Origin of the sequence: Aeromonas sp. S11(2024), assembly GCF_041402345.1 — a bacterium.
GTDB classification, from domain to species: Bacteria; Pseudomonadota; Gammaproteobacteria; order Enterobacterales; family Aeromonadaceae; genus Aeromonas; species Aeromonas veronii.
Map to the genome: position 1 here is coordinate 1 of NZ_JBGLRC010000007.1, position 17052 is coordinate 17052.

General features: G+C 60.2%; 16 protein-coding genes, 1 tRNA gene and 2 rRNA genes. 17 read left to right on the top strand and 2 right to left on the bottom strand.

From position 1 onward, the window contains the following. The 10 genes from rrf (ACB040_RS08045) to ACB040_RS08090 form a co-directional block, all read left to right on the top strand. Positions 1-103 (top strand): 5S ribosomal RNA (rrf, locus tag ACB040_RS08045); the annotation flags it as partial. Between the two features lie 46 nt (positions 104-149). Continuing rightward, positions 150-225, top strand: a tRNA-Thr gene (locus ACB040_RS08050). A 27-nt stretch (positions 226-252) separates the two neighbouring features. Beyond that, positions 253-367, top strand: a 5S ribosomal RNA gene (gene rrf, locus ACB040_RS08055). A 165-nt stretch (positions 368-532) separates the two neighbouring features. Continuing rightward, on the top strand, positions 533-1498 hold the full coding sequence (gene ebgR, locus ACB040_RS08060; RefSeq protein WP_265783721.1) for a transcriptional regulator EbgR: 966 nt from the start codon (positions 533-535) through the stop codon (positions 1496-1498). 321 nt (positions 1499-1819) lie between these two features. Beyond that, entirely contained in the window at positions 1820-4894 is a 3075-nt protein-coding gene (ebgA, locus tag ACB040_RS08065) for a beta-galactosidase subunit alpha (RefSeq protein WP_371154297.1), read from the top strand. Beyond that, positions 4891-5346, top strand: coding sequence for a beta-galactosidase subunit beta (locus ACB040_RS08070; RefSeq protein ID WP_371154299.1), 456 nt, complete (start codon positions 4891-4893; stop codon positions 5344-5346). The genes ebgA and ACB040_RS08070 overlap by 4 nt, the downstream gene beginning before the upstream one ends. A gap of 103 nt (positions 5347-5449) precedes the next feature. Next, positions 5450-6895, top strand: coding sequence for an amino acid permease (locus ACB040_RS08075; RefSeq protein ID WP_113740294.1), 1446 nt, complete (start codon positions 5450-5452; stop codon positions 6893-6895). Positions 6896-6971: 76 nt separating this feature from the next. After that, positions 6972-7310 (top strand): tRNA-binding protein, encoded by a 339-nt coding sequence (locus ACB040_RS08080; RefSeq protein ID WP_338773067.1) that lies wholly within the window; start codon positions 6972-6974, stop codon positions 7308-7310. Positions 7311-7476: 166 nt separating this feature from the next. Then, entirely contained in the window at positions 7477-8922 is a 1446-nt protein-coding gene (locus ACB040_RS08085; RefSeq protein WP_338773065.1) for an amino acid permease, read from the top strand. Between the two features lie 291 nt (positions 8923-9213). Continuing rightward, the gene (locus ACB040_RS08090; protein ID WP_338773063.1) at positions 9214-10164 is read left to right on the top strand and encodes a bile acid:sodium symporter family protein; all 951 of its coding nucleotides are present in this window, start codon (positions 9214-9216) and stop codon (positions 10162-10164) included. Between the two features lie 76 nt (positions 10165-10240). Here the strand turns inward: ACB040_RS08090 and ovoA are convergent, their stop codons facing one another. Further along, on the bottom strand, positions 10241-12391 hold the full coding sequence (ovoA, locus tag ACB040_RS08095) for a 5-histidylcysteine sulfoxide synthase (RefSeq protein ID WP_338773061.1): 2151 nt from the start codon (positions 12389-12391) through the stop codon (positions 10241-10243). A gap of 363 nt (positions 12392-12754) precedes the next feature. On the opposite strand from ovoA, the gene ACB040_RS08100 reads away from it, so the two are divergent. The 7 genes from ACB040_RS08100 (at position 12755) to ACB040_RS08130 (ending at position 16057) form a co-directional block, all read left to right on the top strand. Then, complete coding sequence (locus ACB040_RS08100) at positions 12755-13477, top strand: head GIN domain-containing protein (protein WP_338773059.1); 723 nt, start codon at positions 12755-12757, stop codon at positions 13475-13477. Between the two features lie 197 nt (positions 13478-13674). Next, positions 13675-14040, top strand: coding sequence for a carboxymuconolactone decarboxylase family protein (locus ACB040_RS08105; protein WP_371154303.1), 366 nt, complete (start codon positions 13675-13677; stop codon positions 14038-14040). Next, positions 14040-14555, top strand: a complete 516-nt coding sequence (locus tag ACB040_RS08110) for a VOC family protein (RefSeq protein WP_338773056.1) — start codon at positions 14040-14042, stop codon at positions 14553-14555. The genes ACB040_RS08105 and ACB040_RS08110 overlap by 1 nt, the downstream gene beginning before the upstream one ends. After that, on the top strand, positions 14552-14992 hold the full coding sequence (locus ACB040_RS08115) for a DMT family transporter (protein WP_101530354.1): 441 nt from the start codon (positions 14552-14554) through the stop codon (positions 14990-14992). The genes ACB040_RS08110 and ACB040_RS08115 overlap by 4 nt, the downstream gene beginning before the upstream one ends. Then, on the top strand, positions 14992-15450 hold the full coding sequence (locus ACB040_RS08120; protein ID WP_033114721.1) for a DMT family transporter: 459 nt from the start codon (positions 14992-14994) through the stop codon (positions 15448-15450). Before ACB040_RS08115 ends, ACB040_RS08120 begins: the two co-directional genes overlap by 1 nt. After that, positions 15443-15772, top strand: a complete 330-nt coding sequence (locus ACB040_RS08125; RefSeq protein ID WP_335817378.1) for a hypothetical protein — start codon at positions 15443-15445, stop codon at positions 15770-15772. The genes ACB040_RS08120 and ACB040_RS08125 overlap by 8 nt, the downstream gene beginning before the upstream one ends. A gap of 69 nt (positions 15773-15841) precedes the next feature. Beyond that, a complete protein-coding gene (locus ACB040_RS08130; RefSeq protein ID WP_033114723.1) occupies positions 15842-16057 on the top strand; it encodes a hypothetical protein in 216 nt (71 codons plus the stop codon). On the opposite strand, the gene ACB040_RS08135 is transcribed toward ACB040_RS08130, so the two are convergent. Next, positions 16054-16983 (bottom strand): LysR family transcriptional regulator, encoded by a 930-nt coding sequence (locus ACB040_RS08135; protein WP_101530351.1) that lies wholly within the window; start codon positions 16981-16983, stop codon positions 16054-16056. The two genes, ACB040_RS08130 and ACB040_RS08135, sit on opposite strands and share 4 nt — an antisense overlap. Between the last annotated feature and the right edge of the window lie 69 nt (positions 16984-17052).

Here is a 17052-nt window from a genome sequence, read left to right on the forward strand (position 1 = left end):
AGCGCCGTGGAACCACCTGATCCCATGCCGAACTCAGAAGTGAAACGCGGTAGCGCCGATGGTAGTGTGGCATTCGCCATGCGAGAGTAGGACACTGCCAGGCACCCAATTTCAAGATTACGCCCAGCGTGGTCTTTACCGGTTAGTGTGCTGATATGGCTCAGTCGGTAGAGCGCATCCTTGGTAAGGATGAGGTCCCCAGTTCGATTCTGGGTATCAGCACCATTTTCAAGTTAGTTTTAAAAGCTTTTGCCTGACGGCAATAGCGCCGTGGAACCACCTGATCCCATGCCGAACTCAGAAGTGAAACGCGGTAGCGCCGATGGTAGTGTGGCATTCGCCATGCGAGAGTAGGACACTGTCAGGCACCTATTTAGAAGAGGCCTCCCATTCGGGAGGCCTTTTTGCATTTCTGCGTTCCAAAAATCTGTCATGCCGCCGGCATTTTAGTAAAAGTGCTGGGCTATCAAGGGATTGCCCGTTACTCTTTAGCCGTTGCCGATTAACACGTGATGCTGCCAGCGAGGTATTGATGGCTACGTTGAAGGAAATTGCACAGGAAGCGGGGGTTTCTCTCGCCACGGTATCCCGGGTACTGAACGAGGATCCCAGCCTGAGCGTCAAGGAAGAGACCAAGCAGCGGATCTTCGAGATTGCCGAACGGCTGGAGTACAAGACCAGCAGCGCCCGCAAGGGGGTACACAAGAGCAAGCTGCACTTTCTGGTGGTCTATGCCTATCCCCAGAGTACCGAGGTCAACGACCCTTACTATCTCGCTATCCGCTATGGCATCGAGACCCAGAGTGCCCGCCTCAATATCGAACTGACTCATCTCTACAACTGCGGTGAAGGGCGCGAACTGAGCTCCGTGGATGGCATTCTGGTGGTCGGCACCCTCACAGCCGAGCGTCTCGTCCAGCTAAGGGCTTGTTCCAGCCAGCTGGTGTTTGTTGACTGCCGTTCACAGGGAGAGTTTGACTCGGTCGATGTGGATCTCGCTCTGATCAGCCAGCAGGTCGTCGACTACTTTATTGCGCAGGGGCACCAGCGCATCGGTTATATCGGTGGCCAGGATGAGAATCCGGATCTGCGCGAACTGGCCTTCCGGGATTATGGCCAGCGGTTGGGGGTGGTGCAGGAGAGCGACCTCTATCGTGGGGATTTCTCCAGTGCCTCCGGCTACCAGTTGGCGAAGGAGATGCTGGCGGGTGACTGGCCCAAGGCGCTGTTCGTTGCCTCCGATTCCATCGCCATTGGTGTGCTGCGTGCCATTCATGAGAAGGGATTGGCGATTCCCCAGCAGATCGAGCTTATCAGCGTCAACGATATTCCGACCGCCAAGTTCACCTTCCCGCCGCTCTCTACGGTGCGGATCCACTCCGAGTTGATGGGCTCCCAGGGGGTCAATCTGCTGGTTGAGCGGCTGCGAGACGAGCGGGATATTCCCCTTCGGGTGCTGGTACCGAGCAAGTTGACCCTGCGTGGCACTACTCGCTGATTTTAGTAAAACATTCTGCTTTTTAGTCGCGCCATCTTGCGGTGGTGCGACTCCTCTCCCAAGTAAACTTATTTCCCATATCATCCCGTGACGTCATATCGTATTGTTTTATAGTTGATTTTATTGCAGCTCAGCCAACGGCTATCAACATCCATGCCACTCATCCATATCTTGCCTTCCTTTATCTCCCGCTTCTGATCTCGCTCACAAAACCATCTGTTTATTGTGATCAGGTTAAAACTTTACCAATTCAAAGCTGATATTTAGTAAATGTTTATCTAGGGTTTACCCAGTCAAAGTTGCCTTGTTCCGGGAGGACATGTGAATAACTGGGAAAACGTCCAATTCGTTGGTGAAAACAGGCTGGCCCCGCGCGCCTACTTCTTCTCTTATGCCGACCACGTGCTGGCAGCCACCATGCAGCGCGAGCTGAGCCGCCGTTTTCTGAGCCTTGGCGGCCAGTGGCAGTTCCACTACTTCGACCACCCCCTGCAGGTGCCGGAGGCCTTCTATCACAGCCCCATGAGCGAGTGGGGCCAGATCACCGTGCCCAACATGTGGCAGATGGAAGGACATGGCCAGCTGCAGTACACCGACGAAGGTTTTCCTTTCCCCATCGATGTGCCCTTCGTGCCGACCAACAACCCCACCGGCGCCTATCAGCGCAGCTTCACGCTGAGCCCGGCCTGGGACGGCGAGCAGGTGATCATCAAGTTTGACGGGGTGGAGACCTACTTCGAGGTCTATGTGAACGGCTACTACGTCGGCTTCAGCAAGGGCAGTCGTCTCACCGCCGAGTTCGATATCAGTGCCTACGCCAAGGTTGGCGAGAACCTGTTGTCAGTGCGGGTGATGCAGTGGGCCGACTCCACCTATATCGAAGATCAGGACATGTGGTGGATGGCGGGGATCTTCCGCGACGTCTATCTGGTGGGCAAACCGGCCTCCCATGTGCAGGACTTCTTCATCCGCACCGCGCTGGCGGATGACAATCAAAGTGCCACCCTGAGCTGCGATATCCAGCTCGAGAACCTGGGGGCGGCCGCCCGTGATCACCGTCTGGTCTGGTCCCTGCTGGATCAGGGCAGCGAGATCGCCAGCGGCTCCCTCGACCATCTCGCCATCGACGGCAAGTGTGATTGCCGCTTCACGCTGGATCTGGCCAATCCCCATCTGTGGAGCGCCGAAGATCCTTACCTCTACCAGCTGCAACTCTCCCTCTACAACGGTCGGGGTGAGCTGCTGGAAGTGATCCCGCAGCGGGTCGGGGTGCGTGAAATCAAGGTCAAGAATGGCCTCTTCTACGTCAACGGCCACTACCTCAAGCTGCACGGGGTGAACCGCCATGACAACGACCACCTCAAGAGTCGCGCAGTCGGCATGGATAGGGTGGAGCGCGATATCGTGCTGATGAAGCAGCACAACCTCAACTCGGTACGCACCGCCCACTACCCGAACGACCCGCGCTTCTACGAGCTGTGCGACCAGTACGGTCTGTTCGTGATGGCGGAGACCGACGTGGAGACCCACGGTTTTGCCAACGTTGGCGATCTTAGCCGCATCACCGATGACCCCTTCTGGGAGCCGGTGTTCGTGGATCGCATCGAGCGCCACGTGCACGCCCAGAAGAACCACCCCTCCATCATTATCTGGTCGCTCGGCAACGAGTCCGGCTACGGCTGCAACATCAGAGCCATGTACCAGCGCTGCAAGGCGATCGACCCGACCCGGCTGGTGCACTACGAAGAGGATCGCGATGCCGAGGTGGTGGATGTGGTGAGTACCATGTACTCCCGGGTCTCCCAGATGAACTGCTTCGGCGAGTTCCCGATGGCGAAGCCGCGCATCCTCTGCGAATACGCCCACGCCATGGGCAACGGCCCGGGTGGCCTTAGCGAATACCAGCAGGTGTTCGACCGTCATCCCCACATTCAAGGTCACTACATCTGGGAGTGGTGCGATCACGGCATTCTGGATCAGGACGAGCAGGGGCGCCCCGTCTACAAGTACGGCGGCGACTATGGCGACTACCCCAACAACTACAACTTCTGCATGGATGGCCTCATCTATCCGGATCAGACCCCGGGGCCTGGCCTGCGCGAATACAAGCAGGTGATCTGCCCGGTCAAGGTGCGGGCGCTGGATCTGGCGAGCGGCAAGCTGGCGGTGGAAAACCGCTACTGGTTCTCCACTCTCGACGATATCCGCCTGCTGGTCGAAGTGAAGGCCGAGGGCGAGCTGCTGGCCAGCCAGCAAATCCGGCTGGAAGGGGTTGCTCCCGGTGCCACCACTGAGCTGCAACTCGAGCTGCCATCCCTTGATGGGCGGGAAACCTTCGTCCAGCTGCGGGTCATCAAGGCCACTGCCACCCGTTACAGCGCGGCGGAGCACGAGCTGGGCCAGTACCAGTTCCAGCTGAAGGTATCGACTCGCCAGCTGCGACCCTTTGCCAGTCCCAACGCTACTGCGCTGCAGATTGCCGACGAGCGCCTCGCGTTGACCTTGAGCGGCAGCGGCTTCGCCCTGCGTTTTTCACGCCTCGACGGCAAGCTGGTGAGCTGGCAGCAAGATGGCAATGAGCTCATCGAGCGCTCGCCACGCCTCACCTTCTTCAAGCCGATGATCGACAACCACAAGCAGGAGTACGAGAGCCTGTGGTACCCGAACCACCTGCAGATCATGCAGGAGCACTTCCGCACCTTAAGCTGGCGCCAGCTGGGTGACGCGGTCGAGGTGACGGTCGAGAGCCTGATCGCGCCACCGGTGTTCGACTTTGGCATGCGCTGCCGCTACGTCTACACCCTGAGCCCGAACGGTCAGCTGCACGTGGCACTCTCCGGCCAGCCCTACGGCGGTTATGACGACATCATTCCCAAGATCGGCTTCGAGCTGGGCATTCGTCAGGATCTCGACCGGGTGCACTACTACGGCATGGGGCCGGGCGAAAACTATCAGGACAGCCGCCAGAGCAACTGGATCGACAGCTTCCAGAGCACAGTCAGCGAGATGTGGGAGCACTACCCCTTCCCGCAGGACAACGGCAACCGCCAGCAGGTGCGCTGGGCGACCCTGACCAACCGCCACGGCGCCGGTCTCTACGTGCGACCCGATGCCCCCATCAACCTGAGCGTCTGGCCCTACAGCTGGGAGCATATCCACGCGGCGCAGCACATCAACGAGCTGGAGCCCTGCGGTTATCTCACCCTCAATCTGGATCACAAGGTACTGGGGCTCGGCTCCAACTCCTGGGGCTCCGAGGTGCTGGATTCCTGGCGGGTGCGCTTCGAGCCGTTCAGCTTCGGCCTGACCCTGCTACCCATCGCCCGTGGCAACCTCAATCCGGCTGCGCTGGCCGGGCTCGATCTCACCATCAACGGCGGGAGGAACCTCGCATGATCACCCTGGACAACCTGACCCTGTTCAAAAACATCTACCGGGAGGGCAAGAAGTGGGGCCGCTGCGTGGAGGCCATCAACAACCTGCCAAACCTCAAACCCGGCATCTGCCACTCCATCGGTGACTCCCTCACCTATCGCTTGCAGGAGGGGGCCAGCCCGGCCACCTCCCTGTTTGAGGGGCAGCGCCGCTACTTCGACGTTCACTACTACCTGGAAGGAGCAGAGACGGTGGAGTGGGCCCCCAAATCGGAGCTGGTGGTCGAGCAGGCCTATGACGACACCACCGACCGCGAGTGGCTGGCCGGCGAGGTGCGTGAGCGCCAGCAGGTCGGCAATGGTCAGGTGGTGATCTTCGAGAACGACAAGGCCTACCGATTCGTCGGCGACAGCCCGGTGCGCAAAGTGATCATCAAGGTCACCGTCGAAGGCGGCTACTTCAAGAACAAATAACAAGCCGCCGGTTCTGCACTGATAAAAGCCGGAAGGGCGGGGTTCACCCTACAACCCATGCCTCGCCCTTTCGCGGCAATAACTACAGGTCTGGAGATGCACCATGTCTGATTCCAAACGCAATACGATAGGCAAGTTTGGTCTGCTGTCGCTCACCTTCGCGGCGGTATTCAGCTTCAACAACGTCATCAACAACAACATCGAAATCGGCCTGGCCTCGGCCCCGATGTTCTTTCTGGCCACCATTTTTTACTTCATTCCGTTCTGCCTGATCATTGCGGAGTTCGTGTCACTGAACAAGAACTCCGAAGCGGGGGTGTATGCCTGGGTGAAGAGCTCCCTCGGCGGTCGCTGGGCCTTTATCTCCGCCTACACCTACTGGTTCGTGAACCTCTTCTTCTTCACCTCGCTGCTGCCGCGGGTCATCGCCTACGCCTCCTATGCTTTCCTCGGCTACGAGTACATTCTCACCCCGGTGGCGACCACGGCCTTGAGCATGGTGCTGTTTGCCTTTGCCACCTACGTGTCCACCAACGGCGCCAAGATGCTCGGCCCCATCACCTCGGTGACCTCGTCCCTGATGCTGCTGCTGACCCTCTCCTACATCCTGTTGGCAGGTGCGGCTCTGGTGGGCGGCGTGCAACCGGCTGACCCCATCACGGTAGAGGCCATGGTCCCCGATTTCAGCTGGGCCTTCCTCGGCATCACCACCTGGATCTTTATGGCAGCCGGTGGCGCCGAGTCGGTGGCGGTCTACGTCAATGACGTGAAGGGCGGCTCCAAGTCCTTTGTGAAGGTGATCATCGTCGCCGGGATCTTTATCGGCGTGCTCTACTCCATTGCATCGCTGTTGATCAACGTGTTCGTCCACAGCGACACCCTGAAATACACCGGCGGCTCGGTGCAGGTGTTTGAAGGGCTGGCGGCTTACTTCGGCCTGCCGGAGATCCTGATGAACCGCTTCGTGGGTCTGGTCTCCTTCACCGCCATGTTCGGTTCCCTGCTGATGTGGACCGCGACCCCGGTGAAGATCTTCTTCTCCGAGATCCCGGCCGGCATCTTTGGCAAGAAGACGGTCGAGCTGAACGAGAACGGCGTGCCCGCCCGTGCAGCATGGATCCAGTACCTCATCGTGCTGCCGCTGATGGTGATCCCGACCCTGGGCTCCAACACCGCGCAGGATCTGATGAACACCGTCATCAACATGACCGCCGCCGCTTCCATGCTGCCGCCGCTGTTCATCATGCTGGCCTACCTCAATCTGCGTCTGAAGCTCGATCACCTGCCGCGGGATTTCAGGATGGGGTCGCGCACCACCGGCATCGCCGTGGTCTCGGTACTGATCGCCATCTTCTCGGTGGGCTTCCTCGCCTCCACCTTCCCGACCGGCGCCGACATCATGACCATCATCTTCTACAACGTCGGCGGGATCGTGATTTTCCTCGGCTTCGCCTGGTGGAAATACAACAGATACGAGGCTTCCCTCAGTGCCGAAGCGCGTGCCAAAGAGGCCCAGCCGACAGCGCAGGTTGCCATGCAGACGCCATAGGCACGGCATTAAATCCCAATCAAACCGGGTGGCCGTTGGCCACCCGCAAACCGTTGAACCAGAAAAGGAAAAGAGCATGAGCGAGACGATCGAGTTTGCCGAATTCAAGCGGGTCGAGATGAAGGTGGGCAAGGTGCTGGAGGTGGTGCGTCACCCCGGGGCCGACAAACTCTACATCGTCCAGATCGATGTGGGTGGCGAACGGCCGCAGCAGACCGTCACCAGTCTGGTGCCTTACTACAGCGAAGAGGAGCTGATGGGCAGCGAAGTGGTGGTGCTGACCAACCTCAAGCCCACCAGGATGCGCGGCGAGCGTTCCGAGTGCATGTTGCTCTGCGCCGAGACCCCGGACGAGAGCCAGAGCGTACTGTTGCAGCCCCGGGTGCCGATGGCGCCGGGCACCCCGATCGTCTGACTGGTATTGCGAGCCGGTGCGGGATACGGCACCGGTTTACCAACGAGGCCGTCCACGCGGCCCGATCATAACAAGAGAGTAAAGCGCGGGGCCGACAGACCCTTGCCGAACACATCACAGAGTCACAGCGTTACCCGCAGGGAGCGCGAGTCCACTGGAGGACACCATGTCTGAATCCGTACGCGGCACCATAGGCAAGTTTGCCCTGTTGTCGATGACCTTTGCCGCCGTGTTCAACGTGCGTAACATCGTCAACAACAATATCGAGCTGGGGCTCAGCTCCGCCCCCATCTTCCTGTTGGCGACCATCGTCTACTTCATCCCGTTCGTCTTCATCATTGCCGAGTTCGTCTCGGCCAACAAAAACTCCGAGTCGGGGATGTACGACTGGCTTAAAAAACCGCTCGGCACCCGGATGGCCTATCTGGGCTCGTTTCTCTACTGGTTCGTAAACCTGTTCTGGTTCGTCTCTCTGCTACCCAACGTCATCGCCTACGCCTCCTACGCCATGCTGGGGTACGAGTACAGCTTCTCCCCCATGGTCACCTCGATCATCTCCATCGTGCTGTTTGCGGCGGCGACCCATATCTCCACCAAGGGGGCGAGCTGGCTCGGCAAGATTGCGGAGATCGTGGCCTACGGGGTGTTTGCCCTGTTCGCCATCTATGTGCTGGGTGCCCTGATGGCTCTGAGTGGCGACCATGTGCCGGCCCAGCCCATCACGCTGGAGGCGATGACTCCTACCGTCAACTGGGCGACGCTCGGTATCATGTGCTGGATTTTCCAGGCGGCGGGCGGTGCCGAGACCGCAGCGGCCTACCTCAATGACGTGAAGGGCGGTCAGAAGTCCTTCATCAAGGTGATCATCAGTGCGGGTATCGTCATCGGCGCCATGTATGCGGTCGGTTCCCTGCTGGTGAACGTGTTCGTGCCGCGCGAGAGCCTCACCTATGCCGGCGGCATGGTGGAGATCTTCACCGGTATGGCGCAGTATTTCGGGCTCTCCGAGGCGCTGGTGGGCCGCTTCGTCGGCGTGGTGCTGTTTATCGCCATGTTCGGCTCCATGATGATGTGGACCTCGGCGCCGGTGAAGATCCACTTCTCCGAGATCCCGCAGGGGGTTTACGGCGAGAAGACCACCCAGCTCAACAAGCACGGCGTGCCGGTGCGCGCCGCCTGGTGGCAGTTTGTCTTCGTGTTCGCGATGCTGGTGGTCAACGGCTTCGGCTCCGAGTCGGTGCAGCAGATGATGAACACCGCCATCAACCTCACCGCCGGTACCGCCATGCTGCCGCCGATCTTCATCATGGTGGCCTACTTCGTGTTCCGCTGGAAACATGACGACACCCCCCGCGACTTCCGCATGGGGTCGCGCAAGTTCGGGATGGGCGTGGTCTCGGTGCTGATCGCCATCTTCGTGGTGAGCATGAGCGCCTCCGCCTTCCCGGCCGGGGTGGATCTGGTGCGCGCCTTCTTCATCAACGTCTTTATGACCGCGGTCTTCTCGGCGCTGGCCTACTGGTGGATCTCCCGCTTCGAGAAGCGGCAGGCTCGCAAGCTTGCCGGCAATGAGAAGAAAAGCGGCAACGGCAAGCTGGCCAGCCAGCGCTGATCGGCTGGGTGAAAAAGCGGAACGGGCGGCTTGGGTTGCCCGTTTTTTATCCATTTTGCGCCGGTTTGGCGCTATCTGGCCGTGGGTCATCAACTTCCGCTATTCGACAAAGCAAAGGCGTTAAGCATTGATGAACAATTAACCGCTGCACAACGTTGCGCCTCTCCGTTATCGGGGTAAGCTGGAGGTTCGTTTTAGCGGGAGGTGCCAGACATCTCCCGCTCTGTTTCTTGTCCTCCCCAATCCTGACTGCCGCCACGGTAGCAGGATGCCCTCTGATGGAGACCTTTCGTGCGTCTGGATCCCTTTACTGTTGTGCTGATTGCGGTGGTCACCCTGGCCTCCCTCTTTCCCTGCGAGGGGCCGGTGGCCGTCTGGTTCGGTCTGCTGACCAAGCTGGCGGTGGCGCTCTTGTTCTTCATGCATGGCGCCAAGTTGTCGCGCCAGAACCTGCTGGCGGGCCTCGGTCACTGGCGGCTTCATCTGGTGGTGATGGCCAGCACCTTCGTGCTCTTTCCGCTGCTCGGGCTGCTGCTCACCCCGCTGGTGCCCAGCTGGCTGAGCCCGGCCATCTACCTCGGCTTCCTCTATCTCTGCGCCCTGCCTGCCACCGTGCAGTCGGCTATCGCCTTTACCTCCATGGCGGGGGGCAATGTGTCGGCGGCGGTGTGCAGCGCCTCGGCCTCCAGCATCCTCGGCATCTTCCTCTCGCCGGTGCTGGTGGGGATGATGATCCACGTGCAAGGGGAGGGGATCGACACCTGGCACTCCATCCAGTCCATCATGATGCAGCTGATGCTGCCGTTCGTGGTCGGCCACCTGTCACGCCCACTCATCGGTCGCTGGGTCGACAGCCATCGGCCGCTCATCGGCAAGCTGGATCAGAGCTCCATCCTGCTGGTGGTCTATGTGGCCTTCAGCGAGGCGGTGGCACAGGGGATTTGGCACCAAGTAGGCTGGTACGATCTGGCCAGTATCGTGTTGCTGAGCTGCGTCTTGCTGGCGCTGGTGCTCTGCTGGAACGTCTGGATCAGCCGTCGCCTCGGTTTCGACAAGGCGGACGAGATCACCATCGTCTTCTGCGGCTCCAAGAAGAGTCTGGCCAACGGAGTGCCGATGGCCAACGTTATGTTCCCCGCCGCCAGCGTCGGCGTCATGGTGCTGCCGCTGATGATCTTCCACCAGATCCAGCTGATGGTCTGCGCCGTGCTGGCGCGCCGCTATCACGAGCAGGGAGAGTGATACTCGCGCCGTTTTGACTGCCATAACAAGAGGGAGGCCCGTTGGCCCTCTTCTCATCTGCATGCCGATCGGCGGATTAGCGTTTGCGCCAGACGGTGAGCTGGGCCACCGTGTGCTGGTATTTACGGGCGGTCTCGCGGATGACGAAGGGCACATCCCGCGGCGGGCAGTGCTCCTCGAATTCGGCCGCCAGCAGCCGTTGCAGCGCCTGATAGGTGGTGAGCGCCTCGCCGTTTTCACGAATGCCGCCGAGCCAGTTGGCGGGCGGGGTATATTCCGCCAGCCATGTATAGGGGCTGGTGAGCACCAGCAGGCCACCGCTGCGCAGCCGGGGAGCTATGTCCCGCAGGAAGCGGGCGGGCTCCCGCAGCCGGTCGATCAGGTTGGAGGCGAGCACCAGATCGTAGTGGTCATATTTGGGCTTGAGGTTGCAGGCATCCCCCTGACTGAAGTGGATGCGCTCAGCCTGGCTCGCCCCCAGCCCGTGGCTCGACAGGCGCGCCTCGCAATACTCCACCAGTTCACCCTCCAGCGGAATGGCATAGCGGAAGCTGTCCTGGCTGGCGAGGGCCAGCGCCACATCGATGAAGCGGGCCGAGTAGTCGACCCCGTCCACATGCTGGAAGTGGCGGGCCAGTTCGAAGCTGGCGCGGCCGGTGGCACAGCCGATATCCAGTGCCCGCTGGTGGTTGCTGCAGAGCTCGCCAGCAAGATCAGCAAGCGTCTTGGCGTAGTTGGCTACCCCGAAGTGGCTCGGGCCGTACTGGAAGTCGAGATATTGAGCGACCAGCGTGTCGGTTTCATAGGGATTCACGATAACGGGTTCCTGATAACGGGAGACCAGATAGCGGAAACCCGCATGCTGGAAGAAGTGACGCCGAAAGGCGTAACGGGATGATTTGAGCGCTTCGTTACCCGTGCTGATCCAGCTGCCCCCCTTGATCAGGGTGTGCTTGCCATCAAAGGTGGGGGTGGAGAAGTCGTCGTAGAGCGGGTGGATTTTAAAGCCGTCGAAGCCATCGATGGCGGTGCTGGTCCACTGCCAGACATTGCCCACCAGATCGAAGAACTCCCCTTGCGGGCAGGCATCCACCGGGCAGGAGGAGGCAAAACGGGCCAGATTGATATTGCCGGGGACCTGTGTCCAGTCCGGCTGATCGCCGGGTAGCTGCTCGCGCAGCAGCATCCATTCCGCCTCGCTCGGCAGCTGGATGGGGAGTCCGGTCCGGGCCGCCTTCCAGCGACAGAAGGCAGCCGCCTCCAGCTGGTTGACCTCCACCGGCCAGTCCCAGGGCATGGCGACCTGCTCGGTCATCAGCCGCAGCTGCAATTGTTCGGGTTCGGTGGGGTCACCGACCCAGAAGGTGGGCATCTGCGCCTTGGCGTACTGGCACCAGCCCCATCCCTCCTCATCCCACCACTGTTGTTGGCCATAGCCGCCCGCCTGGACGAAGGCGAGGTACTCGGCATTGCTCACCAGCATGCGGCTGGCCTGAAACGGGGCCAGCTCGATCTGGCGCTCGCCATATTCGTTGTCCCAGCCGTAGGTGGCATCCTGCTTGCCCAGGCGCACCTTGCCGCCAGCCACCGGCAGCAGGTTGTTGGCGGGCACCTGATCAATGCGGTGGCGGGCTTCGGTACAGGCGGGCCAATAAGGCTGCGGCCGCACCCAGGCGAGCGGCAACTGGCGGATCAACACGCTGGAGGTCTCGAGGTGGATGCGCTCGTGCTCTATCCCCATCAGGATCACCCAGGCCGGGCTTTGCCAATCGATGGGCAGGGTGAGCGGCATCTGGCGAATGAAATCGCACACCAGCGTACGAACTTTGGCCCGATAGCTGCGCAGCTCGCTGACCTTGGGCCAGTCGTAGTGGGTCTCGTCGAGATCATCCCAGCTCATCTCGTCCACCCCGATGGCGACCATGGCCTCGATGCGGGCATCCTGCCGCTGATCGATCAGGCGTGCCGCCAGCAGCTTGTTGATGAAGAAGGCGGCGGTGTGGCCGTAGTAGAAGATGAGCGGGTGGCGCAGCGGGATCGCCTTGTTGAACCAGGCCCGCTCATCGGCCAGACAGTCGAACAGCGAGTCGTAGAGATCGAAGGTCTGGCAGAAGTAGGCGAGCAGCTCGCGCCGTTTCTGCTCGGGATCGCTGCCGGTCAGCAGCGGGGTGCGAGTCGGCTCCGGCAGACCGGTGGCGGTGGCATAGAGAGGGCTTGCTTGGGTCACGCTCTGGCTCCTTGTTGGCAGTGAAGACTGACAAGACAGTGGTAATGACATTACCGCAATGGAGAGCTTGGTACGCACGAAGTACCACTATTGGCTCAACAGACCGGCAGGGCAATTAAAAACTTCCACGGGCTGTCAGCATAGTGACCGGCAGGACGACCCGCCAATCAGCCACAATCATATCCGTTCGAGAATGGTTATTTTCACCAAAATATGGTCTAAATGGCTCTCTTAATTCTTCGGTTTGTTCTGGGTGAAATAGTTATTTCCTTTTGAATCATTATGTTAATTTTTGGCTCACGCTTTGCAGAGCATGAAAACCAATTGGCCCTGGATGGCCAACACATAAGGAGGAGAGTAGCGATGAAATGGATGATGGTTGTCATGTTGATGGCGGGGCTCAGTGGTTGTCACTGGCTGGATCAGACCAGAGTGACCGGCGCGGGGGCTGTGGTCGAGCGCCAGCAGGGGCTCGGTGACGGGGTGACCCGGGTGCTGGCGGGGGGGCCTGCCACCCTCCATCTGGTCGCGGGGGAGCCGCGCGGTATCCTGATCAAGGGGCAGGAGAACCTGCTGCCCTATCTGGTGCTGACCGAGAGCGGCGACAAGCTGGAGATCAAGGTGAAGGAGGGTTACCGGCTCGATCCTACCGAGCCGCTGGAGCTGACCATCACCTTGCCGGTGTTGAACGAACTGGCATTGGCCGGGACCGGCAACGGCGATCTGAGCGGCTTCAAGGGGGATGATCTGGTGCTGTCGGTGGCCGGTACCGGTGACATCGTCGCCAGTCAGCTGGAGCTGAAACGGCTGGAAGGGAATATCGCAGGCACCGGCAGTCTGGAGCTGGGCAGCGGTTCGGCACAGGCCATCGAGCTGAACATTGCCGGTGCTGGCGACGTGCTCGGGAGCGAGATGCGCGGCAAGGAGGTAGAGGTCAATATCGCCGGCAGCGGTGATGTGGCGGTGCGGGCGCAGGAGATGCTGAAAGTCGGCATCGCCGGCTCAGGCAACATCGCCTACTGGGGCGATCCCAAGGTGGAGCAGCAGATCATGGGCTCCGGCGGGGTGACCCGCGCGGGCAGCTGATATCAACCGATCACCACAACTGAAACAGGCCCGCAACGGGCCTGTTTTGCTTTTTCCAACACGGCGCTACTCCCTGTGCCATTTGTGCAAATCCTGCATAAGTGATGTTCCGGCCCGCCGGTTTTTCAATACATCCCGCTCCCTAATAATGCGCCTCATCCGCTACGGCGAACTTATCAACTACTGAGGCGTCACTGATGACTACATCATTACCTTTTGCAAATGCCGTGCTCGATGATCAGGCTCTGGTCAGCGGGCTCAAATCCATTCACCCGACCAGGGGCGACATGACGGTCCGCGTGGCCGGCGAAGCCTGGGGCATGCCGCTGCTCGACCAGAAGAGCAAAGCGCTCATCACCATCGCCATCGACCAGATGGCCCTCAACGTCAGCGGTGAAGGTAACCCCTTCGCAGCTCATGTCGATATGGCACTCAAGCAGGGGGCGACCTGGCAGGAGCTTGAAGAGCTGATCGTCTTTGCATCCGTCTATACCGGCTTCAACAAGGGAGCGACCACCATGGGGGCGCTCAACAAATTGCGTCACGAGCGGGGGGATATCTGATGGCCATGCCAGGACTGAAAAAGCCCGATCATATCGGCTTTACCGTGCCCAATCTGGCAGAGGCGATCGCCTTTTTTCGCGACCACTTTGATTTCGAGCTGGCCTATGAGTTCGGGCCCTTTGTGGCGAGCGACAACTGGATGGCAGAGCACCTCAACGTGAATGCCCGCGCCGAGATCACCCGCATTGCGGTGATGAATGCCAAAGGGATCAATCTGGAGATCTTCGAGTACGCCAGCAATATCGAGCGCAACCTCAAGGCTCCCAACAACGCCGATATTGGTGGCCACCATCTCGCCTTCTATGTGGATGACATGGCGGCGGCGGTGGCTTACCTGAAAGAGCAGGGGATCGCCGTGCTGGGCGAGCCGACCTGCATGACGGAGGGGCCGACCGCAGGGGAGTCCTGGGTCTATTTTCTTGCGCCATGGGGCATGCAGCTGGAGCTGGTCTCCTATCCGCAGGGCAAGGCCTATAGCCGTCAATCACCCGTCGCCCTGTTTGATCCACGATGAACGCACTTTCGGTTTTACTCATCGTGATGGCCGGCATGGGCCTCTCCTTCGAAGCGGGCCTGCTGGGCCCGCTTGGTGAACAGGTGGGCCATCTGTGGGCTACCCTGAGCATCTTCGGCGTGGGGGCTGCACTGCTCTGGCTGATCCGTTTCTTCACGGTGCGGGGGCCATCCACAGGGTGGCATGGGGTGCCGAAATGGCAGCTGATCGGTGGCTTGCTCGGCCCCGTCTATGTGGTGGCGCTCACTCTCTCGACCCCCATGCTGGGGGTTGCGATGACGATGATCTGCGTCCTGCTGGGGCAGGTAACCAAGAGCTTTGCCATCGACTACTTCGGCTGGTTTGGCATGCCGAAACGGGCAACCCGTCCTCTGCGGCTGGTGGCACTTGGCTGCATCGCGCTGGCGCTGCTGTTTACCTATCTGGGAGCAAACTGATGGTGCTGATTATCGTGTTGGCCATCGTCTCCGGCATGGCGCTCAGCGCCCAGGCGGCGATCAATGGTCAGTTGGGATCGCGGGTTGGAGTGGTGCAGAGTTCGCTGCTCACCTTCACCATGGGCACTGTGGTGACCGCCCTGCTGATCTTCTTCTTTGAGCCGCCCTATCAGGCGACCCTGCTCAGCGTACCGAAGTGGCAGCTGGCAGGTGCCCTGTTCGGCATTGTCTACATGGTGGTGATGGTCGCGGCCATTCCACGGGTAGGGGTCGCCATCGCCACTGTGGCCACCATTCTGGGCCAGATGGTGATGAGTCTGGTGATCGATACCATGGGCTGGCTGGGCAATGCCCCCATCCCCCTCAACTACTGGCGCCTTGCCGCCATGATGGCCGTCGCTGCGGCGCTGCTCTGCATCTATCTGGCGAACCGACAACAGGAACAAGTAAATGAGTGAACAGGCAACAACCCTGATGGTCTTTTTCAATCTGAAACCGGGGACGAACGAGGCGGATTATCTGGCGTGGGCACGGGAGGTCGATCTGCCCACCGTGAACCGGCTCAACAGCGTCACCTCGTTCGAGGTGTTCAAGGGGCTGAAGATGCTGGGGCAGCAGAGTGCGTCGCCGTGGGACTACTTCGAAGTGATCCGCATCGAGTCGGAGACGCAATTTCTGCAGGAGATCCAGAGTGCGCAGATGCAGCAGGTGATCCGGCAGTTTGAGGCCTTTGCCACGGATGCCCACTTTATCTGCACCCAGGACATCACCACGCTGTAGCCGGCTCGCCAGTGGTGAAGGGGATACCACTCTTGCCACTGGCTTGGCTGCCACAACATCAGAGGCTTTATGAAAAAACAGCTAGGCGAATACCTGCACGTGCTGGCCATCATCTTTCCGCTGACGCTGCTGATCCCGCGCTGGATGGCGCCGCTGCTGGCGAGATGGCAGCTCGACCCCGCCGCACCAGTCGCAGTGTTGCTCATCGACAGCGTGATCGTGGCCTGTGCCGTCTTTGTCTTGCTGCCGGCGCTGCACAAGCTGACCGGCAGGCTTTCTGGCTAAACCTGTCTGGTATCCCAGTAGCAGGGAGTGCCATATTTTCCCGCCAGAAAATCGATCACCACCCTCACTTTGGCAGCGAGCTGGTCGGTCTCCAGATAGAGTGCGCTGATCACCTGCTGCTCCACGCTGGTGGAGACGGTGAACTGGGTCATGATCGGCTTGAGCCGCCCGGTTTTCAGCTCCTCGCCGATGAGCCAGGTGGGGAACACTACAATCCCGGCACCCGCCACCGCGCCGGCAACCAGAGTATCGGCATTGTTGCTGTAGAGGGTGCCGCTCACCTCATAGGGTTGCAGCTGCTCCTGGCCGATAAACCAGCGTTGCAGGCCATTGCTCCCCTTGAAGACCAGACAGTTGTGCTGCACCAGCTCATCCGGACTGGCCGGTTCGCCATGGCGATTGAGGTAGTCGGGGCTGGCCGCCATCACGTAGTGCTGCTGGCCAAACTGCTTCATTCGCAGGGAGGAGTCTTGCGAGATCCCGATGCGGATCAGCAGGTCGATCGACTCGGCAGCCGGATCGACATAGTGATCCGTCTGCTGCAACTCGACTTTGAGCAGGGGGTAGCGCTCCAGCAATTCGGTCAGATAGGGGGCGATGTGAAGCCGGCCAAAGGCGACCGGCGCGCTGATCCGGATGGTGCCTCTCGGGGTATCCGCCCGCTGCTCGATCTGGCCGATTACCCGCTCATACTGCTGGAGGATCTCGGCGCACTGTTTGGCAAAGGCGACCCCCTCTTCGGTGAGGGAGATGGAGCGGGTATGGCGGTGCAGCAGCTTGGAGCCCACCTTCTCCTCCAACTGCGCCATCTTGCGCGAGACGGACGAGGGGGTCATATCCTGCCGACGCGCCACATCTGAAAAACTGCCAAACCGGGTGGTCATCAGAAACAGCTTTATCTCCAACAACGAAACGTCGTAGTTCACGGAATACCTCCTCCATCGCAATCCTCAAGGGTAATCGGCCGACCTTGGCCAGGGCAAGCCGGTATTATG

What these genes read in the sequence shown, in the direction of transcription:
- ebgR (WP_265783721.1), top strand. Translation starts at nt 533, where the DNA reads ATGGCTACGTTGAAGGAAATTGCACAGGAAGCGGGGGTTTCTCTCGCC.
- ACB040_RS08070 (WP_371154299.1), top strand. Translation starts at nt 4,891, where the DNA reads ATGATCACCCTGGACAACCTGACCCTGTTCAAAAACATCTACCGGGAG.
- ACB040_RS08075 (WP_113740294.1), top strand. Translation starts at nt 5,450, where the DNA reads ATGTCTGATTCCAAACGCAATACGATAGGCAAGTTTGGTCTGCTGTCG.
- ACB040_RS08080 (WP_338773067.1), top strand. Translation starts at nt 6,972, where the DNA reads ATGAGCGAGACGATCGAGTTTGCCGAATTCAAGCGGGTCGAGATGAAG.
- ACB040_RS08085 (WP_338773065.1), top strand. Translation starts at nt 7,477, where the DNA reads ATGTCTGAATCCGTACGCGGCACCATAGGCAAGTTTGCCCTGTTGTCG.
- ACB040_RS08100 (WP_338773059.1), top strand. Translation starts at nt 12,755, where the DNA reads ATGAAATGGATGATGGTTGTCATGTTGATGGCGGGGCTCAGTGGTTGT.
- ACB040_RS08105 (WP_371154303.1), top strand. Translation starts at nt 13,675, where the DNA reads ATGACTACATCATTACCTTTTGCAAATGCCGTGCTCGATGATCAGGCT.
- ACB040_RS08110 (WP_338773056.1), top strand. Translation starts at nt 14,040, where the DNA reads ATGGCCATGCCAGGACTGAAAAAGCCCGATCATATCGGCTTTACCGTG.
- ACB040_RS08115 (WP_101530354.1), top strand. Translation starts at nt 14,552, where the DNA reads ATGAACGCACTTTCGGTTTTACTCATCGTGATGGCCGGCATGGGCCTC.
- ACB040_RS08120 (WP_033114721.1), top strand. Translation starts at nt 14,992, where the DNA reads ATGGTGCTGATTATCGTGTTGGCCATCGTCTCCGGCATGGCGCTCAGC.
- ACB040_RS08125 (WP_335817378.1), top strand. Translation starts at nt 15,443, where the DNA reads ATGAGTGAACAGGCAACAACCCTGATGGTCTTTTTCAATCTGAAACCG.
- ACB040_RS08130 (WP_033114723.1), top strand. Translation starts at nt 15,842, where the DNA reads ATGAAAAAACAGCTAGGCGAATACCTGCACGTGCTGGCCATCATCTTT.